Here is a 23,510-nt window from a genome sequence, read left to right as displayed (position 1 = left end):
CAACATCGACGAGGGGAGACCGACGCTGGGCTCCCGTGCCGGAAAGCTAAGTGGGACGAAAGCCAAGGTCAAGGCTCCGTAGAGAAACGAAAGCGGACGGCTTTCATTCGATCCGAGCGCGGGTTTCAATGTGTCGCCTGGGTCACAATCGGTCTTGTCGAGAGGTTGCCCGCACCACGACCAGTCCCTCCTGTGGCACGCCGCCGTGCCCCCCCCCCCCCCCCCAGTCGCCGAGACCGACGCCAGTCGCACTCCTCGGGCCACCGGGGACTGCATCGGTCCGACCCCGAGCGGGTAGCGCAGCCGCCATGACCCAGAGCAGCCAGCCGCAGCGCGTCGCCGTCGTCACCGGATCGGAGTCCGGCATCGGCCGGGCCTCCGCCGTCGCCCTCGCCGAGGCCGGGTTCGACGTCGGCCTCACCTGGTACCGCGACCAGGCCGCCGGGGAGGCGACCGCCGAGGAGGTGCGCGCCACCGGCCGGCGCGCCGAGCTCCGCCACCTCGACCTGACCCAGCTGCCCGGCGCCGCCGACGTGGTCGACGACCTGGCCGAGGCCCTCAGCGGCATCGACGTGCTGGTCAACTGCGCCGGCACCGGCGACGCCACGCTGCTGCTGGACACCGAGTACGCCGACTGGCTGGAGGTGCTCGACACCGACCTCAACGGCGCCTTCCTCTGCCTGCAGCGCGCCGGCCGGCGGATGGTCGCCGCCGGCCGGGGCGGTCGGATCATCAACATCACCAGCGTCCACGAGACCCAGCCGCGGGTGGGCGCGGGCGCCTACTGCGCCGCCAAGGGCGGGCTCGGGCTGCTGACCAAGGTCGCCGCCATCGAGCTCGCCGACCACGGCATCACCGTCAACTCCGTCGCACCCGGGGAGATCGCCACCCCGATGACCGGGCAGGAGGACGAGGACCCGACCGCGCCGGACAAGCGCCGTCCCGGCATCCCGGTCGCCCGCCCCGGCGACGCCCGGGAGATCGCCGCGGTGGTCGCCTTCCTCGCCTCCCCGGCGGCCGCCTACGTCAACGGCGCCTCCTGGGCGGTGGACGGCGGGATGCTGCAGATGGGCCCGATGGCCGGGTCGAACATGACCACCGACGACTGGCGCACCCCCTGACCGACGACGACCCGGCCGACGGGCTGGACGCCGTCGCCGAGGAGCTCTACGGCGTCCCGCCCGAGGAGTTCACGACCGCCCGCACCGCCGCCCGGGACCGTGCCCGGGCGGCGGGGGACAAGGCCCTGGCCACCGCGGTCGCCGCGCTGCCCAAGCCGACGACGGCGGCCTGGGTGTGCAACCTGCTCGTGCGCCGGCAGCCCGAGGAGGTCGCCCAGCTGGCCGAGCTGGCCGAGCTGCTGCGCGCGGCCCAGGTGAACCTCTCCGGTGACCAGCTGCGCGAGCTGGGCCGGCAGCGCAACCTGCTGGTCGCCGCCCTCGCCCGGCAGGCGCGCGGGCTGGCCCACGCCGAGGGGCACGACGTGAGCACCGCGGTGGCCGAGCAGGTGGAGGCCACGCTGCGGGCCGCCGTCGCCGACCCCGGTGCGGGGGAGGCGCTGCGGGCCGGCCGGCTCACCTCCGCGCTGTCCTACAGCGGGCTGGGACCGGTCGACCTCGACGGCGCGGTGGCGACCCCGGTGCGCTCACCGGCACCGGCGCGCCCGCCCCGGGGTCCGGCACGCCGGGAGTCCGCGGAGGAGCGTCGTCGGGAGGCCGCCGAGCGGGCTAGGCGGGAGCTGGAGCAGGCCCGCCGGGACGCCGAGGAGGCGACCACCGTGGCCCGGGACGCCGAGGCGGCCGCGGAGACCGCCGGGGCCGAGGTCACCGCGGCCGGTGAGCGGCGGGACGAGCTCCAGCAGCGGGTCGACCGGCTGGAACGGGAGCTGCGCCGCGCCCGGCGGGAGGCCGAGGAGTCCGCCGCCGCGGTCCCGGCGGCCGAGCGCCGGCGGGACGCCGCCGTCCGACGGGCCGAGACCGCCGTGGCGATCCGGGACCGGGCCGAGGCGCGGGTGCAGCAGCTGGCCGCGGCGGCCGGGGACGCGACGGGGACCTGACACGCCGACGGCCCGGCCCCCGCGGGTGCGGGGACCGGGCCGTCGAGGTGGTGCGGGACGTCAGGCGGACTCGCGCCCGGTGACGTCGACCTTCTCGCCGTAGTGGTGCCGGCCGCCGGTCTTGGAGACCTCGAAGTCCGAGCCGAGCTCCTCCAGGGCCAGCCGGCCGTAGACCTGCTGCTGGGTGGCGGTGCGCTGACCGCGCCCGCGACCCAGGAAGCTCACGGCCCAGCCGAGGACGGTGGTGAACCGGCTCTTGAAGCCGACCACGTACACGACGTGCACGAGCAGCCACAGCACCCAGGCGATGAAGCCGCTGAACTTGATCTTGCCCAGGTCGGCGACCGCGTCGAAGCGGGAGATCGTCGCCATGCTGCCCTTGTCGTGGTAGACGAACTCGGGCTTGGTGGGCCGGCCGGTGACGCGGGCCTGCACCGCCTCGGCGGCGAACCGGGCGCCCTGGATGGCGACCTGCGCGACGCCGGGGAGCCGGTTGAGCGACATCATGTCGCCGACCACGTGCACCTCGGGGTGCCCGGGGAGGGTCAGGTCCGGCTGCACCGAGATGCGCCCGGCCCGGTCGACCTCGGCGCCGGACTGCTCGCCGAGGATCTTGCCCAGCGGGCTGGCCTGCACGCCGGCCGCCCAGATCTTCGTGGCGGCGTGGATGCGGCGCTCGTGGCCCTCCTTGTCCTTGACCACCAGACCGTCGGCGTCGACGTTGGTGACCATGGCGCCCAGCTGGATCTCCACGCCGATCGACTTCAGCCGCGCGGCCGCGGCCTCGCCCAGCTTGTCGACGAACGGGGGGAGCACCTTGGGGGCCGCGTCGAGCAGGATCACCCGGGCGCTGGAGGGGTCGATGTGCCGGAAGTCCTTGCGCAGGGTGCGGCGGGCCAGCTCGGCGATCTGCCCGGCCATCTCCACACCGGTCGGGCCGGCGCCGACGACCACGAAGGTCAGCAGCCGGTCGATCTCCTCCGGGGCGGTGGCCAGCTCGGCCAGCTCGAAGGCACCGAAGATGCGGCCACGCAGCTCCAGGGCGTCGTCGATGCTCTTCATGCCCGGGGCGAACTCGGCGAACTGGTCGTTGCCGAAGTAGGACTGCCCGGCACCGGCGGCGACGATGAGCTCGTCGTACTCGAGCACCGTCGTGCGGCCGAGCACGCTGGAGGTGACCGTGCGGGCGGTCAGGTCGATGTCGGTGACCTCACCGAGCACCACGCGGGCGTTGTCCTGGTCGCGCAGGATCTCCCGGGTGGCGGGGGCGATCTCGCCCTCGGAGAGGATGCCGGTCGCCACTTGGTAGAGCAGCGGCTGGAAGAGGTGGTGGGTGGTCTTGGCCACGAGGGTGATGTCGACCGGGGCCTTCCGCAGCTTCTTGGCTGCGAAGAGGCCACCGAAGCCGGAGCCGACGATGACCACCCGGGGCCGCCGTCCGGTGGACTGGGTTGCGGTGGTCACGCTGCCTCCTGATGTCGTCATGATGACTCATCCTCCCACTACTACGTTCGATCGCGCGGCCACCCTCCGCTGCGGGATGGCGTCGTCCCTCACAGAGTCGGCATATGTATGAGCAGCATGGAGGCGAACGGTGTTCCCACACCCGTGTGGGTCCCTGGTCTCGGTCTCGACGCGCGGTCCTCGGCGCGCGTCCGTGACCTGGTCGGCGGCCGGGTCGTGCTGCTGCCGGGGAATGGACGGCGGGGCCCGGTCGGCCCGCTGGCGGAGCTGACCGCACAGCTGCAGGCGGGGCTGGGCGCGGGCCCGGTGGTGCTCGTCGGGCACTCGCAGAGCTGCCAGGTGGTCGCGGCGGTCGCCGAGCGCGACCGGCGGGTCACCGCCGTCCTGCTCCTCGGCCCGACGACCGACCCGCGGATGCTGCGCCTGCGGGTGCTGGCCGGCCGGTGGCTGCGCACGGCGCTGGGCGAGCCGTGGTGGCAGGTCCCGCTGCTGCTGTCGCAGTGGCTGCAGACCGGCCCGCCGGCGATGGCCGCGCTGTGGCGCCGGATCGCCGCGGACCGCCTCGACGAGCGGCTGCGCCGGGTGGGGGTGCCGGTCGTCGTCGTCCGCGGGTCCCGGGACGCGCTGTGCCCGCAGGACTGGGCGGTCCTGCTGGCCGGCTGCGCGCCGCGCGGGCGCCTGGTCGAGCTGCCGGGTGCGGGGCACATGCTGCCCCACACCCGGCCGGCAGAGCTCGCCGCACTGGTGCGCGAGCTGCAGTCCGTCTCGGTGTGAGCGTGCGGCTTACTTCTTGTTCTTGCGGCCGCCGACGGTGACCTTGGCCTCGCGGCCGGTCAGGCCCTGGGTGACCAGGCCCAGGCCGATGCCGAGCATCCAGACGTCCTTGGCGATGGTCAGCCCCTCCTGGGTGGGGGCGACGCTCCGGCCCGGCTTGGTCATGCCCGGGGTGCGCAGGTAGAGGCCCAGCAGGCCGGCGGACAGGCCGGTCAGGGCGGCACCGGCGACGGCGGCGGGCACGAACGGGGTCAGCAGGGCGGCGCCGATGACGATCTCGGCGGTCGACAGCGACCGGGCGAACGTCTTCGCCGGGACCTTGGCCAGGAACGGGTAGGTGCCGGCGGCGAAGCCCTGCAGGCCGGCGGCCGTGCCCTCGTCGGCGGCGCGCTTGCCGAGGCCGGAGTTCAGGATGAACGCGCCGGTGGCGAGCCGGGGCGCGATCTCGCTGGGGGTGATGGACAGACGCATGGGGACCTCACTGGCGACGGGGATGCTGGCCCAACATCATCGCCGCCGCGCCGCCGCGCCCGCGACCGGGCCCACCCCGGGGGAGGAGGCCCCGCCAGCCGGCGTCGCCTCCCTGGGCGACGTCCGCTCCGACACCTGGGGGACCGGCCGGGCCGCGCCTGCCGACGGTCGTCGGGAGCGAGGTCGTACCGGGTGCCGCGGGTCCGGTGACGGTCAGTCGTCGACGGCCTCGACCGTCGCGGTGAGCGGGCCGTCGAGGGCCGCGATGCGCTCGGCGGCGTCCCCGTCGAGCCGGCCCAGCACGACGATGCCGGGGAAGTAGGACTGGTCGCCGTGGTACAGGACGAGGTCGTTGCCGGGTGCGTACCAGCCCACGTCGCCGACGTCGGGGTCCGCGCCGGCCGGCTGACCCTCGAGGCTGAGCGGGGCGGGCAGGCGGCCGGTCTTCTCCACGCCACCGTGGTCTTCCATCTCCACGGTCACGGGCAGCTGGCCGACCAGGGCGCGGCTGGCGGCGCTGACGTCGAGGGTGGCCCGGAAGCGCTGGTCGCCGATCGTGACGTCGATCCGCATCGGGTCCTCCTGTGCCGGGTCCGGTGTGGGGAGGGGAGCCTGCTGCCGACCCGGCGAGGGGGTCGCGCTGGGTGCAACGGCTGCCGGCTTGCCCGCGGCGGGTCCGGGGCTGCCGCACGCGGTCAGCGTCGGTGCGACCGCCAGGACGGCGGCGGCCGCCAGCGCGGCCGTCGCTGGTCGCCGGATGAGGGACCGTGGGCGCCGGGGCGTGGTCGAGGCGTTCACGAACCGGTCAGCCGGCCGTCTGGCCGCCGTCGACGACCAGGGCGGTCCCGACGGTGAAGGCGCCGAGGTCGGAGGACAGCCACAGGACGGCGGAGGCGATCTCCTCGGGCCGGCCCATCCGGCCGACGGGCTCCAGGCTGACGACCTGCTGGTACCCCTCGTCCGTGCCGCCGGAGAGGCGTCCCATCATCGGGGTGTCGATCATCCCGGTGCAGACCGCGTTGACCCGGATGCCCTCGGCGGCCACCTCGAGGGCGACGGACTTGGTCATGCCGATGACGCCCCACTTGGCGGCGGCGTAGGCGGCCTGCCCGGCGATCCCGATGACGCCGGCGCCGGAGGAGGTGTTGACGATCGAGCCGCCGCCCGCGGCCCGCAGCAGCGGCACCTGGTGCTTCATGCAGTGGTAGACACCGGTGAGGTCGACGGCGACGATCCGGTGCCAGTCCTCGGTGGCCAGCTCGTCGAGGGGCAGTTGCTCCTGCTCGACGCCGGCGTTGTCGAACGCGACGTCCAGCCGACCGAAGGCCTCGACGGTGGCCGCCGGCGCCTGCTCGACGTCGCTCTCGACGGAGACGTCGCAGGCGAGGGCCAGCGCCGTGCCGCCCGCGGCCTGGACGAGCCGCGCGGTCTCGGTGAGGTCGGGTCCCTCGAGGCCGCTGACGGCGACGCGGGCCCCCTCGGCGACGAGGGCCAGTGCGGTGGCGCGGCCGATGCCGGTGCCGGCGCCGGTCACGAAGGCGACCTCGCCGCTGAAGCGCTGGGTGCTGGAGGTCATGGGGTCACGGGCTCCCTGTGGGTCCGGTCGGAGCCGTCGGCTCCGGCGTCGACCTGAGGGAAGGCGCTCCCGGAGCGTGGTGGCAGGGCGAGCTCATGGGGGGAGTGATGCCGCCTCCCTCGGAGCCGCCCCGCTGCCCGGCGCGCGTTTAGCGTGGTCGGCATGGACAACAGGGCCGAGATCCGGGACTTCCTGGCCAGCCGCCGCGCCAAGCTCGACCCGGCCCAGGTGGGGCTGCCGTCCTCGGGCCGCCGGCGGGTGCCGGGTCTGCGGCGCGAGGAGGTCGCCGTCCTGGCCGGGGTGAGCACCGACTGGTACATCCGGCTGGAGCGGGGGCACATCGCCGAGGTCTCCGACGACGTCCTGGACGCCGTGGCCCGCGCGCTGCGGCTCGACGAGGCCGAGCGCGCGCACCTGCTGGACCTGGCCCGGGCGGCCCGTCCCTCCCGCATCGCCCCGCGGCGGCGGGCGGCGCGGACCGTGCGGTCCAGCGTGCAGTGGATGCTCGACGCGATGACCGGCGCCCCGGCGATCGTCCGCAACGGACGGATGGACATCGTGGCGGCCAACGACCTGGGCCGGGCCCTCTACTCGCCGGTGTACGAGTCGCCCGTGGCCGGCGCCGCCCAGAAGCAGCACGCGAACATCGCCCGGTTCCAGTTCCTCGACCCCGCCGCGCGGGACTTCCACCTCGAGTGGGCGGCGGCGGCGGACACCACGGTGGCGATCATGCGCACCGAGGCCGGGCGCGACCCGCACAACCGGGCGCTGACCGACCTGGTGGGGGAGCTGGTCACCCGCAGCGAGGAGTTCCGCCGGCGGTGGGCCGGACACGACGTGCGGCTGCACCACACCGGGGTCAAGACCTTCACCCACCCGGTGACCGGCTCGATGGACCTCACCTTCGAGGCGATGGACCTGCCCTCCAGCGACACCTGGGGGCTCAACCTCACCGTCTACGCCGCCGAGCCCGGCTCGCCCGTGGCCGACCAGCTCGCCCTGCTGGCCAGCTGGTGGGCCACGACGCACACGGAGACGGTCGGCGACGAGGGCCGGGCCCCCGCCGACCGCTGACCCGGCGTCCCGCGGCGCGGGACGACGACGGGCCGGTGCCGGCCGTCCGCAGAGGACGGCCGACCCCGGCCCGGGGTGTCGGAGGAGAGGTCAGCGGCCGGTGCGGCCGCGTCCCCGGCCGGCGCCCGAGGGCGCCTGGCCGGCCCGCGCGGCGAGCTCGGCCCGGGTGCGGGCCGGGCCGCCGGAGCGGGCCTGGCCGCCCCGGCCGCCGCCGGCGGACGAGGAGCCGGCCGACGAGGTGCCGGACCCGCTGCCGGCGCCACCGCTGCGACGACGACGGCCGCCGTTGCCGCCGCCACCGGTGCCCTGCGGCTGCGGCTCGGCCACCGGGGCCGGCTCGACGTAGGGTGCGGCCGGGCCGGTCAGCGCGGTGATCTCCCGGGCGCCGGGCTTGATCGCCGAGACGTCGGGAGTGATCCCGGCCTGGCGGGCCAGGGTGCGGACCTCGCCGGCCTGGTCGGGCGTGGCGATGGTGACCACGATGCCGCCGGCACCGGCCCGGGCGGTGCGGCCCGAGCGGTGCAGGTAGGCCTTGTGCTCGGCCGGCGGGTCGACGTGGACGACGATCGCGACGTCGTCGACGTGGATGCCGCGGGCGGCGATGTCGGTGGCGCACAGCACCCGGGTCTCGCCGTTGCTGAACGCCTCGAGGTTGCGCTCGCGGGCGTTCTGGCTGAGGTTGCCGTGCAGGTCGACCGCAGGCACGCCGGCGGCGGTGAGCTGCTTGGCCAGCTTCTTGGCCTGGTGCTTGGTGCGGGTGAACATCACCGTGCGGCCGAGCCCCGAGGCCAGCTCCTGGACGATCTGGGGCTTGTCGGCGGCGTCGACCCGGAACACGTGGTGGGTCATCGTGGAGACCGGGGCGACGGCCGGGTCGACCGAGTGCGTCGTCGGACGGTCCAGGTAGCGCTTGATCAGCACGTCGACGCCGTTGTCCAGGGTGGCGGAGAACAGCAGCCGCTGGCCGACCTTGGGGGTGCGGTCGAGCAGGCGCTTGACGCCGGGCAGGAAGCCCAGGTCGGCCATGTGGTCGGCCTCGTCGAGGATGGTGACCTCGACGGCGCCCAGGTCGCAGTGGCCCTGCTGGATGAGGTCCTCGAGCCGGCCGGGGCAGGCGATGAGCACGTCCACGCCGGAGGCCAGCGCCTGGACCTGCGGGTTCTGCCCGACACCACCGAAGACGACGGTGGTCTTCATGCCCAGCGCGCGGGCCATCGGGTCGACGACCGCAGCGACCTGGTTGGCCAGCTCACGGGTCGGCACCAGGATCAGCGAACGGGGCCGCTTGGGCAGGCGCTTGCTGGTCGAGGCGGCGAGCCGGGCGACCAGCGGGATGGAGAAGGCCAGCGTCTTGCCCGAGCCGGTGCGGCCGCGGCCGAGCACGTCGCGGCCGGCCAGCGTGTCGGGCAGCGTCGCGACCTGGATCGGGAACGGCGCGGTGATCCCGCTGGCGGTCAGGACCTCGACCAGCGGGGCCGGGACGCCGAGCTCGGCGAAGGTGGTGTCGGTCGGCAGCACGGTGGCGTCGGCGCCCACGGGCACGACCGGCGCGGTGGGCACGTGCTCCTCGGCGCGGGGCGCGGAGGTCTGGCCCTCGGGACGGGGACCGGTGCCGCGGCCACGGCCACCACGACGACGACGCGCGGCATCGCCCTCCGCGCCGGGACGGCCCTCGGCGGGACGGCCCTCGGCTGCGGGGCCGGCCGGTGCGGCGGGACGGGGGGTGCGCGAGCCGGCGTCGGCGGCGGGCGCCGCGGCGGGGGCGGTGGCGCGGCGGCGCGGGCGGTCCGCGCCGTGGGCAGGGGTGGTCGGTGTGCTGGTCATCAGGTGTTCCTCAACGAATCCGGTGGCCACCGTTCGTCCACCAGGCGGGGCCACCACACAGGGGCCGCGTCGCTCCGGGTCGGACGTCGGGTCGCCGGCGCGCCTCGGTGGCGCTGCCTCGCGCCGACGTCGAGTCCACCTGCTCTCGGATGAGCGGGGGGCGGCGCCGGTGCTCCCCACTCTGCCAGACGTGATCATCCAGCGGGCCGAGGCCGGAGAGGAACTGGTCACACAGGGGTGGGTGGCTTCTCACCCGGCGTCGCGTCCCCGGGCGGCGCACCGGGACCTGCGCGGGCGCCCCGGGCACCACGGCTGCCGTCGTCCCGGCGGCCCACGGCCGACGGCACCGGGACGGGGACGGCTCGGCCGCCCACTACCATCGCGGCCGGACCGCTCCCGAGGGCGGAGACGGGCAGGGACGTGGAGCAGGCAGGGGCGGGACGCGGGTCGATCGACTTTGCCGCGGTCTTCGGGGCGATGCCGACGCCGTACCTGCTGATGACCCCTGACCTCGTCATCGTCGAGGCCAACGACGCCTACCTGACCACGACGGGGCGCACCCGCACCGAGCTCGTCGGCCGGCCGGTGTTCGAGGCGTTCCCCGGCAACCCCTCGGAGACGCAGGCCGACGGCGGGGTCAGCAAGGTCGAGGCGTCCTTCGCCCGCGCCCGGGACACCCTGCAGCCGGACACCATGCCGCTGCAGGAGTACGACATCCCCGACGGCGCCGGTGGGTTCAGCAAGCGCTTCTGGAGTCTGATCAGCACGCCGGTCCTGGACGACGCCGGGCGCTGCGCCTACGTCCTGCAGCGGGCCGAGGACATCACCGACTTCGTGCGGGAGCAGGAGCGCGCCGGCATCGACTCCTCGCTCCTGCAGCGCCGGGTGCTGGAGGTCGAGTCCGACCTCTTCGCCCGCAGCACCGAGCTGGCCGACGCCCGCGCCGCGGAGGCCCTCAGCGCCGGGCGCCTCGCCGCGCTGGCGGGTGTGGCACTGCAGCTGGCCGGTGCGCAGACGGTGGAGGAGCTGGTCTCCGTCGTCACCGAGGGCGGCCTGTCGCTGGTCGGCTCACCCGGGGGCGCGGTGGCGGTCCGGGACGGCGACGTCCTGCGCTCGGTGGTGTCCGCAGGCCTCGGCGGCGAGCGCACGCAGGCGACCTACGCGACCGTGCCGGTGTCCGGGCCGCTGCCGGTGAGCGTGGCCAGCCGCACCGGACGCCCGGTCCTGCTGCCCGACCGGGCCGCGTCCGTGGCCTTCGCCCCGGAGATGGCCGAGGTGGTCGAGGCGACCGGGGCGGTGGCCTTCGCCAGCCTGCCGCTGCGCACCCCGGACCGGGACGTCGGCGTCCTCACCGTCGCCTTCCACGAACCGCACCCGTTCGACCCGGCCGACGTCGAGCTGCTGACCGCCTTCGCCGCCCAGGTCAGCCAGGCGCTGGACCGGATCCAGACGCGGGAGGCCGAGCTGCGCAGTGCCCGGCAGCTGGCCGCGCTGGCCGAGCTGGCGCTGACGCTGGGCCGGGCCGAGTCCGTGCACGAGCTCGCCCGCGACCTCGTCGACCGCGGGCTCGCCGTGCTGGGGGCCCGGGGCGGTGGCGTCGCGGTCGCCGACCCCGACGACGCGACGAGGCTCCGGCTGGTCGTCACCGACGGGCTGGGGGCGCAGGCGCAGGCGACCTACGCGTCCCTGCCGTTGGCCGGCCCGCTCCCGGCCAGCATCGCCGCCCGCACCCGCCGGCCCGTCGTCCTGCACGACGCGGCCGAGTCCCGCGCGCTGACCCCGGAGATGGCGCAGGTGATCGCCGACACCGGCTGCCAGGCCTGGATCGCGCTGCCGCTGGAGACCGGCGGCCGGCTGCTGGGGTCCCTGACCATCGGCTGGGCCGGGCCACAGGCGTTCAGCCCGGCCGAGACCGAGGTCGTCGTCGCCTTCGCCGCCCAGGCGGCCCAGGCGCTGGACCGGCTGCGGACCCGGACGGCGGAGCGCACCGCGCTCGCCGCCCTGGCCGGCACCGTCGAGGCGCTGCAGCGCAGCCTGCTGTCCGAGCCGCCGGCACCGGACCACCTGCAGGTCGCCGTCCGCTACCTGCCGGCCGCACGCCTGGCCCAGGTCGGGGGCGACTGGTACGACAGCTTCGTGCTCGCCGACGGGCGCACCGTGCTGGTCATCGGGGACGTCGCCGGGCACGACAGCCACGCCGCGGCCGCGATGGCCCAGGTCCGCAACGTGCTGCGCGGTGTCGCGCACAGCGGCGGCGGGACGCCGGCCGAGGTGCTCACCGGCCTGGACCGGGCGATGCGCGACCTGGCGATCGGGACGCTGGCCACGGCCGTGCTGGCCAGCGTCGAGCAGACCGACGCGGACGCCGCCCGGGGCGTCCGGGTGCTGCGCTGGTCCAACGCCGGGCACCCGGCGCCGCTGCTGGCGCTGCCCGACGGCACGGTCGAGGTGCTCGAGCGGCCGGCCGACGTCCTGCTCGGCGTCGACCCCGAACGGCCCCGGTACGACCACGCGCACGAGCTGGCGCCCGGCTCGACCGTGCTGCTCTACACCGACGGGCTGATCGAGCGGCGCGGCGTCCCGCTGGACGACGGCGTCGCCTGGCTGGCCGGGCTCCTGCAGGAGCTGCGGCACCTGCCGCTGGAGGAGCTGTGCGACCGGGTGCTCGCCGAGCTGGACGGCCAGGTCGACGACGACGTCGCGCTGCTCGCCATCCGCGCGCACCCCGAGGACCAACCCCGGCCGCCCGACGCCCCCGCCGTGCCGTTGCCCGAGGGCCACAGCGCGCTGCGCTGACGCGCCGGGTCCGCGGCCGGCTGCTCGCGCCCCGGCCGACGGGTGCGGCGGACCTGCGGCATGCTGCGCGGGTGCCCGAGCCGACCGAACTGCGCCGCCGGGTGCTCGCCGCCTGGACCGACTCCCCGGCGCGCTTCCGGGAGGACGCCAACGCCGAGGAGGACCTGGTCCGCGGCGGCTACCGCGACCGGCTGCTGGTCGAGCTCGCCCAGAACGCCGCCGACGCCGCCGCCCGCACCGGGGAGCCGGGCCACCTCCGCCTCGAGCTGGCCGGCGACGAGCTGCGGGCGGCCAACACCGGTGCCCCGCTCGACGACGACGGCGTGCAGGCGCTGGCCACGCTGCGGGCGTCGGCCAAGCGGGACGCCCCCGAGAGCGTGGGCCGCTTCGGCGTCGGGTTCGCCGCCGTGCTGGGCGTCACCGACGCACCCGCCGTCCGCTCCACCGGCCGGTCGGTGCGCTTCAGCGCGGCCGCCACCCGCGACGCCGTCGCCGCCGTCCCCGCGCTGGCCGGCGAGCTGGCCCGCCGGGACGGCGCGGTCCCGGTGCTGCGGCTGCCGTTCGAGGACCAGGGCGCCCCGTCGGCCGGGTTCGCCACCGAGGTCGTGCTGCCGCTGCTGCCGGGCAGCGCCACCGCCGTCCGGGCGGCTCTGCAGGCGCTGGACGCCGAGCTGCTGCTCGCCCTGCCCGCGCTGGCCCGGGTCGACGTCGTCCTCGACGGGGTGACCCGCACGCTCACCCGCGACCAGGACGGCGGCCGGGTCCGGCTCGGCGACGGGAACCGGACCAGGACCTGGCAGCTGGTCCGGCGCACCGTCGAGCTGCCCGCGGAGCTGCTCGCCGACCGCCCGGTCGAGGAGCGCGGGCGCCGCACGGCCACCCTCACCTGGGCGGTCCCGCTGGACGACGACGGCGTCCCCGCCCCGCTGCCCGGACGGCAGGTGCTGCACGCCCCGACGCCCAGCGACGAACCGCTGTCGGTGCCCGCCCGGCTGGTCGCACCCTTCCCGCTCGGCCCCGACCGGCGGCACGTGGTCCCCGGTCCGGTCACCGACGCGCTGGTCCGGGCCGCCGCCGACGGCTACGCCGAGCTCCTCGCCGCCCTGCCCGCCGACCCGGTGCTGCTGCAGCTGGTGCCCGGCGTGGGCCTGGCCGCCGACGAGCTGGACGCCGCGCTGTGCCGCGCCGTGCTCGACCGGCTCACCGCCACCGCCTGGCTGCCGGCGGCGGACCCGGAGGAGCCGCCACTGCGACCCGACCGCGCCATCGCCCTCGACGAGGCCTCCGACGAGCGGGTGGCCGCGCTGGTCGGCGTCCTGCCGGGGCTGCTGCCGGCCGGGTGGTCGCGGCGCGGTGATGCCCTGGTGCGGGCGGCGCTCGGCGTGCGCCGGGCGGGGCTGGCCGACGTGGTCGAGGCCGTGCGCGGCGTGCAGCGGCCGGGGGAGTGGTGGGCCGACCTGTACGCCGCCCTCGACGGCGCCGACCGGGAGGAGCTGGCCGCACTGCCGGTGCCGCTCGCCGACGGCCGCACCGCGCAGTCCCCGGCCGGCGTCCTGCTCGCCGACGCCGCGCTGCCGGTCGACCGGCTCGCCCCGCTGGGGCTGCGGATCGCCGACCCGGCGGTGGCCACCGGCGCTGCCCGGCGGGTGCTGGAACGGCTCGGGGCCCAGCCGGCCACCGCGGCCGCGGTGCTCACCGCCCCCGAGGTGCGGGCCGCGGTGGAGAGCTCGCTGGACCGGGCCGACGACGGCGAGGACGTCGAGCCGCTGGCGGTCGCCGTCCTCGCGCTGGTCGCCGCGGCGGCACCGGCGCCGGGTGAGCTGCCCTGGCTGGGCGAGCTGGCGCTGCCCGACGACGACGGCGGCTGGGCGCCGGCCGGGGAGCTGGTGCGCCCGGGCTCGCCGCTGGCCGACGTGCTCGCCCCCGGCGCGCTGGGCACCCTGGACCCCGACCTCGCCGCCGGGCAGGACGCCGGGGTGCTGCGGGCGGTCGGCGTGCTGGACACCTTCGCGCTGCTCGTCGCCACCGACCCCGAGGAGCTCGACGTCGACCGGGCCGAGGAGTGGCTCGACGCCGTCCTGGACCGGCTGCCCGCGGACGCGCCGCCGCCGGACTGGCCCGCGCTCACCGTCGTCCGCGACCTGGAGCTGGTCCGCGACTGGGACCGCGCGCTGCCGCTGCTGGCCGCCCTGCCCGAGGCCGCCCGCGCCGACGTGGACCTGGGCGGCACCGTGGTCCCGGGGTACCTGCGCTGGTGGCTGCGCACCTCACCGGTGCTGCAGGGCACCCGCCCCGACCAGCTGCGAGCCGCCGGCGACGGGGAGCTGCAGGGACTGTACGAACCCGTCCCCGAGCTGCCCCCGGCCGTGCTGGAGCTGCTGCGGCCGGCCTCGACCGTGGCCGAGCTGCTGGAGGACGTCGACGACGCCCTCGAGCTGCTGGACCGGCTGGGCGACCCGGCTCGCACGGTCGGCCCGGCCGTGCTGCGGACCGTCTACGCCCGGCTCGCCGCCGCCCTGGACGGCGTGGACGGCGAGCCGCCGGCCCGGGTGCGGGTGGCCCCCGACCGGGTCAGCGACGAGGCCGTCGTGCTGGACGCACCGTGGGTGCAGCCACTGGTCGAGGCGCCGCTCGTGCCCGCCGGTGGTGCCCCCGAGGCGGTCGCGGACCTGCTCCACCTGCCGCTGGCCAGCGATCTGGAGCAGGCGCGGGTGACCAGCCGGGCCGCGCGCACGGTCGCCTGGTCGGAGGTGCCCGGTGCGCGGCTTGCGGCCACCCGGCTCGGGTTGGCCGAGCTGACCGGGCAGGTGGCGGTGCACCCCACGCTCACCGTCAGCGGCGGCCGCAACGTCGCCTGGTGGCCCGGCGCCGACACCGACGCGGTCGACGGCACCCCGGCCGCGCTGGGCCGCGCCCTGGCCTGGCGGGCCGGGGCGTGGCCGCTGCGCCAGGCGCTGACCGAGGCCTTCGCCCACCCCCAGCGCGCTGCCGAGCTCGCCGCCGAGGACGGCGTCGGCTGACGGAGGGCCCCCCTGCCCCCCACCACTCCCAGGCTCGCGGTGGGCCCCTGCAGGAGGGCCGTCAACCCCCGTCCGCAGGCTCGCCCCGAGCGTGCGAGTGGTGGAGGGCTGGGGGCCCTCTCAGAACCAGCGGGGGGCGGCCTGGGCGCCGGGGGCGTGGCCGTGCCGGCTGTCGGCCCGCGGGCCGTGGCCCTCGCTGCGGCCACCGGCCCGCGGTGCCCGCTGGGTGGCGTGCCACGTCTCGTACAGCGACAGCCACTGGGCGGCGGTCAGCACCGACGGGCGGGCGGTGGGGGAGACGCCCTCGGCGTGCAGCCAGCGCACGCCGCCGGTGCCGGGCAGCTGGCTGCGCAGTGCCGCGCCGAGGGCGGGCTGCCGGCCGGCGAGCACGCCGTGGACGAGGCGGTCGAAGTCGCCGTGGGCGTCCTCGGGCAGCTGGGCGCGCGCCTCGGCGACGGCGCCGTCGAGGGCAGGGGTGGGTCGTGACACGGGAGCCTCCAGGAGGGGTGGCCGGCGGCCGGGGGGCGCGCCGGGACGAGCGGGGAGGGGGGTCGGCCGGGGGGACCGGCGGACGGCGGGGCTGCGAGGCAGCCGGCGCGGGTCAGCTCATCGGTGGTGCGGCCGTGTCAGGAGCCCATGGCGAGGACGGTAGGGACGGCGTCGTCCGCCGTCCAGGGGTTTTCCCAGGAGGCGGTCAGGAGGACGTGTCGGCCCCGGCCCGGCGCTTGGCAGCCTGCCGCGCCTGGTGGGCGGCGTACTTCGCGGCGTCCTTCTCCCGGGCCGGGGCGGTGCGCTCCCACTTGGCCTTGCGCCGCCGCGACCGGGCCAGCTCACGGGCCTCGAAGTCGGGGTGGGAGTCCCAGCTGCTGGCCAGCTGGACGACGACCACGCCGGCGGCGCCGAAGATCAGCACGAGGGCACCGAGGATCGGGTCGACCGTGAAGGCGAGCACGCACAGGACCACCCACACGACCCCGGCGAGGACCGTCCACTTCGACATGGGCACCAGTATCCGCCCCGTCGCTGTGCGCCCCCGCCGGTGAGCGGCGGCCGAGGCCCGGGACCGCCGACACGCCCGACGTCCGGGCCGGACCGGACGGCGTGGCGGCGGCCGCCACGCCGGGGGCCCCTTGTGCGCGACGGATCGGTTGCCTAGCGTCGTCCTCGCGGTTCAACCACCAGCCGCGACCGAGTGCCCGTCTGCTCGGCGCACATGGTCGGCCGACGTCGCCGGCCCCTGGCCCGCCGGAGGTACCCATGACCGCACTCCCTCTCGACCTCGACCCGACCCGCATCGACGTCCGCTCCGCCACCTCGGCCGACGGGTGCACGATCTCGGTCAACGGCGAGATCGACTCCACCACCGCCCCCGGGCTGCGCAGCTGCCTGCTCGAGGTCCTCGACCGTCCCGGCACCGTGACCGTCGAGGTCGACCTGACCGGCGTCACGTTCCTGGACTCGGCCGGGCTGTCGGCCCTGGCCACCGCCCACCGCGCCGCCGAGGCCGGCGGCCGCACGCTGCAGATGCGGGTCGGCGGCACCCGCGCCGTCGTCCGCCCGCTCCAGATCACCGGCCTCTGGGACGTCTTCTCCGTCATCGGCTGAACCGCGCCACCGCGGACCCGGGGGCGCGGCCTACGGTGCGCGGATGGTCCAGTACAGCTGGCGCGGCCGGTTCGCCGACGCCGACGTCAACGCCCTGCACGCCGAGGGCTTCGGCCACCGCCTCCTCGACGACGGCTGGAACGCCCAGGTCGAGCGGTTCAGTCTCGGCTGGGTGACCGCCGTCGACGCCGGGGAGCTGGTCGGCTTCGTCAACGTCGCCTGGGACGGCGGGGTGCACGCCTTCCTGCTCGACACCCTGGTCCGCGCCGACCGGCGTCGGGAGGGGATCGGCACCGCCCTCGTGCAGACCGCGGTCGCCGGCGCCCGCGGCACGGGCTGCGAGTGGCTGCACGTCGACTTCGAGGACCACCTGCGCGGCTTCTACGAGACCGGCTGCGGCTTCACCCCCACCGGCGCCGGCCTCATCGCCCTCACCTGACCGCTCCCCGAGGGGCGGGATTCAGGTGGAGGGGTCCCGGTCGGGGTAGCGGGCCCGGGCCAGGGCGTAGACGCCGAAGGCGGCGAACCCGACGGCGACCGCGGTGAGCAGCCACTGCCCGGTCGGCACGGCGCCGATGGCGTTCATCGCGCCGTCCAGCCCGGTCGCCGTGGACACGTCGGAGGTGGCCGCGGCGTAGACCAGCAGCCCGCCGGAGACGGCGAAGGCGATGCCCTTGGCGACGTACCCCACCGCGCCGACGTGCTGGATGACCGGCTCGACCCGGTCGGGTGCGGCGTGCAGGTCGATGTCCTTCATGAACCCGCCGGTGAACCCGCGCACCAGCGTGTAGAGCCCGACCGCGACCACGCCGACGCCCACCGCGACGACGAGCGCGGCGCCGCCGGGGATGTGCAGCGCGTCATCGGTCAGCTCCCGGAACCGCACGGCGGCGTCGTACTCCGCCCCGACGGCGAAGAACAGCGCGGTGACGCCGAGGACCGCGTAGACCACCGCCTTGGCCCCGCACTTGGCGCAGACGACCGCCACCCGCCGCCGGTGCCCGGGGCGCAGCAGCCCGGTCCACCAGCGCAGCACCTCCCCGGCCTGCCACACCGACAGCGCGAGCATCCCCAGCCCGATGACCCACAGCAGCACCCGGCCACCGGGGGAGCCGGCGACGGTCTGCAGGGCGCCGGTCTGGTCGGCGTCCGCGGTGCTGGGCTGGACGAACCAGGCGATCCGGAACGCCAGCCAGCCGATCAGCAGGTGCAGCACGCCGTAGGCGGTCAGCCCGACCCGGGCCAGATGGGTGAGCACCGGGTGGTCGGTGACCTCACGGGCACGGGTGACCGCGTCGTGCACCCGCCGGAGGACGACGCCCACGGGGTCAGGTGCGCTGGGGGAAGCGGGCCCGGGCGAAGCAGAAGGCGCCGAAGGCGGCGATGCCGAGGGCGACCACGGTCAGCAGGACCTTGCCGAAGGGCGCATCGAGCAGGGTGCGCATGGCACCGTCGAGCCCGCTGGCCTTCGCCGGGTCGAACGTGATCGCCGCCCAGCCGAGCAGGCCGCCCACCAGGGCCAGCGCCACGCCCTTGGCCGGGTAGCCGACCTGGCCGAGCCGCTCGATCGCGCGGCGCTGCCCGGAGGTGGCCTGCGCGGTGTCGATCTCCTTCATGAAGTGCCCGGTGAGGCCCTTCCGCACGTGGTGGACCCCGACGCCGATGACCACGAGGGCGGCGAGCCCGACCAGGAAGCGGCCACCCGGCCAGCCGAACACCCCGGCGACCGTCGACTGCTGCTGACCCGAGCTGGACGAGCCGCCGCCGGTGGCGAACCGCAGCGCGGTGACCGCGAGGAAGAGGTAGACGACCGTCTTCGCGACCGCCTTGACGATCTTCTCCACCGCGTCCTTCCGGGCGTCGCCGGAGGCCTGCAGGCCGGCCCGGTGGCGCAGCACCTCGGCCAACTGCCAGACGGCGAGTGCGACCAGCCCGACGACGAGCACCCACAGCAGCGCCTTGCCCAGCGGCTCCTCGGCCAGGGTGGCCATGGCCCCGGACTGGTCGGCGGAGCCGCCGCCCCCGCCCCAGGCCAGCTGCAGGGACAGCCAGGCGATGAGCAGGTGCACGATGCCGTAGGCGATCAGGCCGACCCGGGCCAGACGCTCGAGGGCCGGGCTGTCGCCGGCGCGTGCCGCGGTGTTCCCCGAGGTGCCCATGACCGTCTCCTCCCGCCGCCGCGTTCCCGACGACAGCCGTCCTCGCCACGGACGCCCGTGCTCGGCGAACACCGGCGGTGGCGCCGGACAGCCTCGCACGGCGACGCGCCGACCGCCGCACGACGATCGACCGGAGTGCCCGCCGCCGTCGGCGCCGGATGAGGGAGACTGGCCCCGTGACGAACGCCGTGACCGCCGGCCGGCTGGCCGGGACCTCCCCGTCGACCTCCGACCGGGCCCGCCCCGCCTGGCTGCGCCCGGCCGCGCTGGGCGTCGCGCTGCTGGCCCTGGCCGCCCTGGCGGCCACCTGGTCCGGTGGCGGTCCGCGTCTGCTGCTGGGCCTGCTCGGCGTCGCCGCCGTCGCCCACGGGGTCACCGTGCTCCGGGCGGCCCGCACCGGCGCGGCCGACCGCACCGCCGCCGTCGCCGGGGCCGGCGCCGCCTGGCTGGGCGCGGTGGCGATCGCACTCGCGCTGCTGTCGGCCACCGCCACCGGCTGGGTCTTCGTCGTCGCCGCGGTGCTCGCGCTCCCGGCCCTCGCCGCGCTGTCCGCCGTCCGCCGGTCGCTCGCCGCACCCGGTGCCGCAGCGCTGGCCGTCCTCGCCGTGGTCGTCGCGGTCGTGTTCGGCGTCGACGGGCTGCTGACCGCCGGCCGCGTGCTGGCCGTCGTCGTCGTCGCCTTGGCCGGGGTGGCCTACCTCGTCTCCGCGGTGCTCACCGCGCGCGAGGCCGCCGCTCCTGCGCCCGCGGCCGGCTGCGGTGGCTGCGCGTGCAGCGCCGGTGGCGGCGGGTGCGGCGCAGCCGCCCTGCGCTGACCCGGCGGCGACCACGCGTCGCCGTCCAGTCGTTCCCCGCACGTCACGCTCCCGTCACGGGGGCTGCCTAGCCTCGTGGTCGCGGCGGGCCGACAGGTGTCCCTGGCCCGTCGGCACGTCGACGCCGGCACACCGCGGGCGGGCTGGGAGGCACGACCATGAGCGACACCATCGAGCGGACCACCTGGACCTGCGAGAACTGCAGGCACCCCAACGAGGCCGCCCGCAAGCGCTGCACCGAATGCGGCACCACCCGCGACTGAGGGTCGCGACACCCCGGACGCGGGGTTGAGCCGGGCTCCTGCGGGTGACCGGCAGGGGCATGGCAGACCTCCTCGACGTCGCCGGCCGGGTGGCCGCCGTTCCGCTGGCGTTGCTGGCCCGGGCCCGCGGCGGCCGGCCGATGCACCCGCGCGGCGTGGTGCTCACCGGACGGCTGGTCCGCACCGGGCTGCTGCGACCCAGCGGTGCCGACTGGCTGGACGGGGTCGGCACCGACGAGGTCCTGGTCCGGCTGTCCCGTGGTGCCGGGCTGCCGCCGCGCCTGCCCGACCTGCTCGGCTTCGCGCTGCGGGCCCCGGGGGAGACCCCGGTGGACCTGCTGCTGTCCTCGGCCGGCCGGCACCGGTGGACCCACCGGGTGCCGGTGCTGCGCCGCGACCCGGCCACCACCTACGGCTCGATCATGGGCTACCGGAGCCCGGCCGGACCGGTGCTGCTGTCGGCGACCCCGGTGTCGGCGGGCGTGTTCTCCCTCGGCGCGCGAGTGGGCCGGTCACCGGAGCAGCCCTTCGCCCGGGTGGTGCTGGGGCGCCAGACCGGGCCGCCGGACCCGCCGCTGCACCTGGACGCCGTCCTGCACGCCCCGCCCGGCCTGGTCGCCGACGGCCCGATGGCCCGGTTCCGGCGGCCGGCCTACGCGGCGACCCGCGCGGCGCTGGGTGCATCGCTGGACGCCGTCCGGCCCGGCCGCCCGTGAGCGGCCACGACCCCGTCGTCGGCGGCCACGACCCCGTCGTCGGCGGCCACGTCCCCGTCGTCGGCGGCCATGTCTTCGTCGTCGGCGCGGACCTGACCCGGCTGTCCTGCGACGACGTCCTGGTGCCCACCGACCGGGCGATGCGGGTGGGCGCCAGCTGGGTCCCGCTGCTGCCGGCCGACGCGCTGGACTGCTCCGACGACGAGGGCGCCACCGTCGCCGGATCCTGGGACGCCGGCGCTCGGGTGCGGGAGGTGCCCGGCTGCGGGAACCGGCGCGCCTGGCTGGTCGACACGGTGGAGCACGAGGACGACGACGGGCGCGGGCTGAGCTGGCTGCTGGAGGGCGCGCGGGAGGCGCTGGCGGCGGTGGCCCGGCGTCCGGTCGAGCGCCCCGTGCACGGCCGCGCCCGCCGGCTGGTCGGCCTGCCCGCGCTGGGCACCGGCTGGGGTGGTGCGGCGGGCCGGCGCGGGGCGCTGCTCCAGCAGCTGCTCCCCGTCCTGCGGGAGGCCGCGACCGAGCACGGCTACGACGTCGCCCTGGTGCTGCGCCGGCCCAGCGACCTGGCCGCGGCCCAGCGGGTGCGCCGCGGCGAGGGCGGTGGCTGGGCGCTGCCAGCGGCGCTGCGCGAGGTCGCCGAGGACCTCGGTGCCCGCGCCCGGGCCGGCGAGCTCGCCGTCTTCGTGGGCGCCGGGGTGAGCGCGGCCGCCGGCCGGCCGACCTGGGAGGCGCTGCTCGACGAGCTGGCCGACCGGGCCGGTCTGGGCGAGGGGCTCACCGCCGGGCTGACCGGCCTGCCGCCGCAGGACGCCGCCGCCCTGCTGGCCCGCGAACTCGGCCGCGACGAGCTCACCGCCTACGTCCAGCAGCGCTTCGGCCCCGGCCCCTACGCGCTGGCCCACGCCCTGGTCGCCGGGCTGCCGGTGCGCGAGTACGTCACCACCAACTACGACCCGCTGGTGGAGCTGGCCGCCGCCGACGTGGGCCGGCCGCTGCGGGTGCTGCCGTTCGAGGAGGCCGCGCCGGGCGAGCCGTGGCTGCTCAAGCTGCACGGCGACGCCGCCCACCCCGACAGCGTCGTCCTCACCCGTGAGCAGTACCTGGAGTTCGGCGACCACCGGACGGCGCTGGCCGGGGTGCTGCAGACCCTGCTGCTGACCCGGCACGTGCTCTTCGTGGGCACCTCGATGCTCGACGACGACCTGATCCGGATCGCCCACCAGGTGCGCAGCGTGCTCGCCGCCCCGGGGACGGCGACCGGCCGGCGCAACGGCACCGTGCTGGCGCTGCAGGAGGACGCGGTGCGCGCCCGGCTCTGGGAGCGCGACGTCGACACGGTGGCCATGGGCGACGCCGACGTCCCGGGCCCGGAGGCGGCCCGCCGGCTGGAGGTGCTGCTGGACCTGCTGGGCTGCCTGTCCAGCCGGCCGACCGGCTACCTGCTCGACCCGGCCTACCGCGGGCTGCTGGACGCCGGCGAGCGGACCCTGTCCGCCGCGCTGGGCGAGGTCGCCACCGCGCTGACCGGGGGGTCGGGGCGCAGCTGGGCCGGTCAGGAGGTGCGCCGGCTGCTGGAGGAGCTGGGTCACCAGGACGGCTGATTACCGCGCGGGCGGGCTGGGCACGGGAGCGCCATGACCCGCAGTCCCCGCCTGGACCAGTCGATCGCGATGCTCGCCCAGGGCTACGCCTGGCTGCCCGACCGGCGCCGTGCGGCCGGGCGCGACACCGTGCGCACCCGGGTGGCGCTCCGGCAGGCGCTGGCCGTCGAGGGCCCGGCCGGCGCGCGGTTCGTCTACGACGAGGACCACGTGCGCCGCAGCGGTGCGCTGCCCGAGCCGGTGGTCAGCACGCTGTTCGGCCACGGCGCCGTGCACACCCTCGACGGCGAGGCCCACCGGGTGCGCAAGGCGATGTTCGTGCACCTGCTGATGGGCGAGGGGGTTCCCGCGCTGGTCGACCGGGTCACGACCGCCTGGGACGACGCCGCGCACCGCTGGGCGCAGCAGGACCGGGTGGTGCTCATGGACGAGGCCGCCCGGGTGCTCACCCGCGGGGTGTGCGACTGGGCCGCCGTCCCGCTGACCGAGGACGAGCTGCCGGCCCTGGCCCGCGACCTCACCACCCTGGTCGACGGCTTCGCCACCGGTGCGCCCCGGCACTGGCGGGCCCGCCGCGTGCGGCAGCGGCGGGAGGCCTGGCTGGCCGGGATCGTCGAGGAGGTGCGCTCCGGCGCCCGGGCCGTGCCCGCGGGTTCGGTGCTGGCCACGGTGGCGGCGCACCGCGACTCCGGCGGCGAGCTGCTGGAGCCGCGGGTGGCCGCGGTCGAGGTCCTCAACGTCATCCGGCCCACCGTCGCGGTCTGCTGGTTCGTGGGCTTCTCCGCCCACGCCCTGCACCGCTGGCCCGCCAACCGGGAACGGCTGCGCAGCGGGGACGCCGCCTACGCCGAGGCCTTCGCCCACGAGGTGCGGCGGTTCTACCCGTTCGCGCCCTTCATCGGCGGCCGCTCACCGCGCGAGGTCGAGTGGGACGGCGAGCGCGTGCCGGCCGGGTCGATGGTGCTGCTGGACCTGTGGGGCACTGACCATGACCCGAAGCTGTTCCCCGAGCCCTACGCCTTCCGGCCCGAGCGGTTCCTCGCCGGCGACGCGGTGCGCGAGATCGGTGCCTGGGAGCTCGTGCCGCAGGGGGCCGGCGACCCGCGCACCGGTCACCGCTGCCCGGGGGAGGACATCACCGTCGCGCTGCTGTCGGCCCTCGCCGTCCGATTGGCCCGGCTGGAGTACCGGCTCCCGCCGCAGGACCTCGGCATCTCGCTGTCCCGCATCCCGGCCCGGCCGGCCAGCGGTGTGGTGCTCAGCGGGGTCCGCACGGGCTGAGCGGGTCCCGGCACC

General features: G+C 76.7%; 21 protein-coding genes. 12 read left to right on the top strand and 9 right to left on the bottom strand.

Translation table 11 applies throughout. The annotated features are described in order from the left end of the window. Positions 1 to 308 precede the first annotated feature (308 nt). Both O2W14_RS18510 and O2W14_RS18505 read left to right on the top strand, forming a co-directional pair. Positions 309 to 1,121, top strand: a complete 813-nt coding sequence (locus tag O2W14_RS18510; protein WP_269177598.1) for an SDR family oxidoreductase — start codon at positions 309 to 311, stop codon at positions 1,119 to 1,121. Positions 1,122 to 1,294: 173 nt separating this feature from the next. After that, the gene (locus O2W14_RS18505; RefSeq protein ID WP_269177597.1) at positions 1,295 to 2,056 is read left to right on the top strand and encodes a hypothetical protein; all 762 of its coding nucleotides are present in this window, start codon (positions 1,295 to 1,297) and stop codon (positions 2,054 to 2,056) included. Between the two features lie 60 nt (positions 2,057 to 2,116). Here the strand turns inward: O2W14_RS18505 and O2W14_RS18500 are convergent, their stop codons facing one another. Beyond that, the gene (locus O2W14_RS18500) at positions 2,117 to 3,520 is read right to left on the bottom strand and encodes an NAD(P)/FAD-dependent oxidoreductase (protein WP_269177596.1); all 1,404 of its coding nucleotides are present in this window, start codon (positions 3,518 to 3,520) and stop codon (positions 2,117 to 2,119) included. Between the two features lie 144 nt (positions 3,521 to 3,664). Between O2W14_RS18500 and O2W14_RS18495 the strand changes: the two genes are divergently transcribed. Beyond that, entirely contained in the window at positions 3,665 to 4,294 is a 630-nt protein-coding gene (locus O2W14_RS18495) for an alpha/beta fold hydrolase (protein ID WP_269177595.1), read from the top strand. 9 nt (positions 4,295 to 4,303) lie between these two features. Here O2W14_RS18495 and O2W14_RS18490 read toward each other — a convergent pair whose 3' ends face one another. From O2W14_RS18490 to O2W14_RS18480, 3 genes are all read right to left on the bottom strand, one after another. Beyond that, the gene (locus O2W14_RS18490; protein ID WP_269177594.1) at positions 4,304 to 4,765 is read right to left on the bottom strand and encodes a hypothetical protein; all 462 of its coding nucleotides are present in this window, start codon (positions 4,763 to 4,765) and stop codon (positions 4,304 to 4,306) included. A 213-nt stretch (positions 4,766 to 4,978) separates the two neighbouring features. Then, positions 4,979 to 5,338, bottom strand: a complete 360-nt coding sequence (locus O2W14_RS18485) for a cyclophilin-like fold protein (RefSeq protein ID WP_269177593.1) — start codon at positions 5,336 to 5,338, stop codon at positions 4,979 to 4,981. A 232-nt stretch (positions 5,339 to 5,570) separates the two neighbouring features. After that, positions 5,571 to 6,341: a glucose 1-dehydrogenase gene (locus tag O2W14_RS18480; protein ID WP_269177592.1), complete on the bottom strand. Its 771-nt coding sequence runs from the start codon at positions 6,339 to 6,341 to the stop codon at positions 5,571 to 5,573. 162 nt (positions 6,342 to 6,503) lie between these two features. On the opposite strand from O2W14_RS18480, the gene O2W14_RS18475 reads away from it, so the two are divergent. Continuing rightward, positions 6,504 to 7,415: a helix-turn-helix transcriptional regulator gene (locus tag O2W14_RS18475; RefSeq protein WP_269177591.1), complete on the top strand. Its 912-nt coding sequence runs from the start codon at positions 6,504 to 6,506 to the stop codon at positions 7,413 to 7,415. Positions 7,416 to 7,505: 90 nt separating this feature from the next. On the opposite strand, the gene O2W14_RS18470 is transcribed toward O2W14_RS18475, so the two are convergent. After that, on the bottom strand, positions 7,506 to 9,239 hold the full coding sequence (locus tag O2W14_RS18470; protein ID WP_269177590.1) for a DEAD/DEAH box helicase: 1,734 nt from the start codon (positions 9,237 to 9,239) through the stop codon (positions 7,506 to 7,508). A 420-nt stretch (positions 9,240 to 9,659) separates the two neighbouring features. Between O2W14_RS18470 and O2W14_RS18465 the strand changes: the two genes are divergently transcribed. Continuing rightward, the gene (locus O2W14_RS18465) at positions 9,660 to 12,035 is read left to right on the top strand and encodes a SpoIIE family protein phosphatase (RefSeq protein WP_269177589.1); all 2,376 of its coding nucleotides are present in this window, start codon (positions 9,660 to 9,662) and stop codon (positions 12,033 to 12,035) included. 71 nt (positions 12,036 to 12,106) lie between these two features. Continuing rightward, on the top strand, positions 12,107 to 15,055 hold the full coding sequence (locus O2W14_RS18460) for a sacsin N-terminal ATP-binding-like domain-containing protein (RefSeq protein ID WP_269177588.1): 2,949 nt from the start codon (positions 12,107 to 12,109) through the stop codon (positions 15,053 to 15,055). A gap of 120 nt (positions 15,056 to 15,175) precedes the next feature. Here the strand turns inward: O2W14_RS18460 and O2W14_RS18455 are convergent, their stop codons facing one another. After that, on the bottom strand, positions 15,176 to 15,544 hold the full coding sequence (locus tag O2W14_RS18455; RefSeq protein ID WP_269177587.1) for a hypothetical protein: 369 nt from the start codon (positions 15,542 to 15,544) through the stop codon (positions 15,176 to 15,178). A gap of 205 nt (positions 15,545 to 15,749) precedes the next feature. Further along, entirely contained in the window at positions 15,750 to 16,055 is a 306-nt protein-coding gene (locus tag O2W14_RS18450; protein ID WP_269177586.1) for a hypothetical protein, read from the bottom strand. 257 nt (positions 16,056 to 16,312) lie between these two features. Between O2W14_RS18450 and O2W14_RS18445 the strand changes: the two genes are divergently transcribed. Together O2W14_RS18445 and O2W14_RS18440 are read left to right on the top strand one after the other, a co-directional pair. Continuing rightward, positions 16,313 to 16,660 (top strand): STAS domain-containing protein, encoded by a 348-nt coding sequence (locus O2W14_RS18445; RefSeq protein ID WP_269177585.1) that lies wholly within the window; start codon positions 16,313 to 16,315, stop codon positions 16,658 to 16,660. Between the two features lie 43 nt (positions 16,661 to 16,703). Continuing rightward, a complete protein-coding gene (locus O2W14_RS18440) occupies positions 16,704 to 17,099 on the top strand; it encodes a GNAT family N-acetyltransferase (protein ID WP_269177584.1) in 396 nt (131 codons plus the stop codon). 21 nt (positions 17,100 to 17,120) lie between these two features. Here O2W14_RS18440 and O2W14_RS18435 read toward each other — a convergent pair whose 3' ends face one another. Together O2W14_RS18435 and O2W14_RS18430 are read right to left on the bottom strand one after the other, a co-directional pair. Next, positions 17,121 to 17,984 carry a DUF1206 domain-containing protein gene (locus O2W14_RS18435; protein ID WP_269177583.1) on the bottom strand — a complete coding sequence of 288 codons (864 nt, stop codon included), beginning with the start codon at positions 17,982 to 17,984 and terminating at the stop codon, positions 17,121 to 17,123. Between the two features lie 4 nt (positions 17,985 to 17,988). Further along, entirely contained in the window at positions 17,989 to 18,819 is an 831-nt protein-coding gene (locus tag O2W14_RS18430) for a DUF1206 domain-containing protein (protein WP_269177582.1), read from the bottom strand. Positions 18,820 to 18,995: 176 nt separating this feature from the next. On the opposite strand from O2W14_RS18430, the gene O2W14_RS18425 reads away from it, so the two are divergent. From O2W14_RS18425 to O2W14_RS18410, 4 genes are all read left to right on the top strand, one after another. Next, positions 18,996 to 19,634 (top strand): hypothetical protein, encoded by a 639-nt coding sequence (locus O2W14_RS18425; protein WP_269177581.1) that lies wholly within the window; start codon positions 18,996 to 18,998, stop codon positions 19,632 to 19,634. A gap of 322 nt (positions 19,635 to 19,956) precedes the next feature. Then, the gene (locus O2W14_RS18420; protein ID WP_269177580.1) at positions 19,957 to 20,613 is read left to right on the top strand and encodes a phosphodiesterase; all 657 of its coding nucleotides are present in this window, start codon (positions 19,957 to 19,959) and stop codon (positions 20,611 to 20,613) included. 92 nt (positions 20,614 to 20,705) lie between these two features. Beyond that, a complete protein-coding gene (locus tag O2W14_RS18415; protein ID WP_442928843.1) occupies positions 20,706 to 22,214 on the top strand; it encodes an SIR2 family protein in 1,509 nt (502 codons plus the stop codon). Positions 22,215 to 22,247: 33 nt separating this feature from the next. Then, positions 22,248 to 23,495: a cytochrome P450 gene (locus tag O2W14_RS18410; RefSeq protein WP_269177578.1), complete on the top strand. Its 1,248-nt coding sequence runs from the start codon at positions 22,248 to 22,250 to the stop codon at positions 23,493 to 23,495. Positions 23,496 to 23,510 lie beyond the last annotated feature (15 nt).

It is taken from the genome of Modestobacter sp. VKM Ac-2986 (genome assembly GCF_026967795.1).
Taxonomy (GTDB): Bacteria; Actinomycetota; Actinomycetes; order Mycobacteriales; family Geodermatophilaceae; genus Modestobacter.
This window is presented reverse-complemented; position numbering and strand designations above follow the sequence as displayed.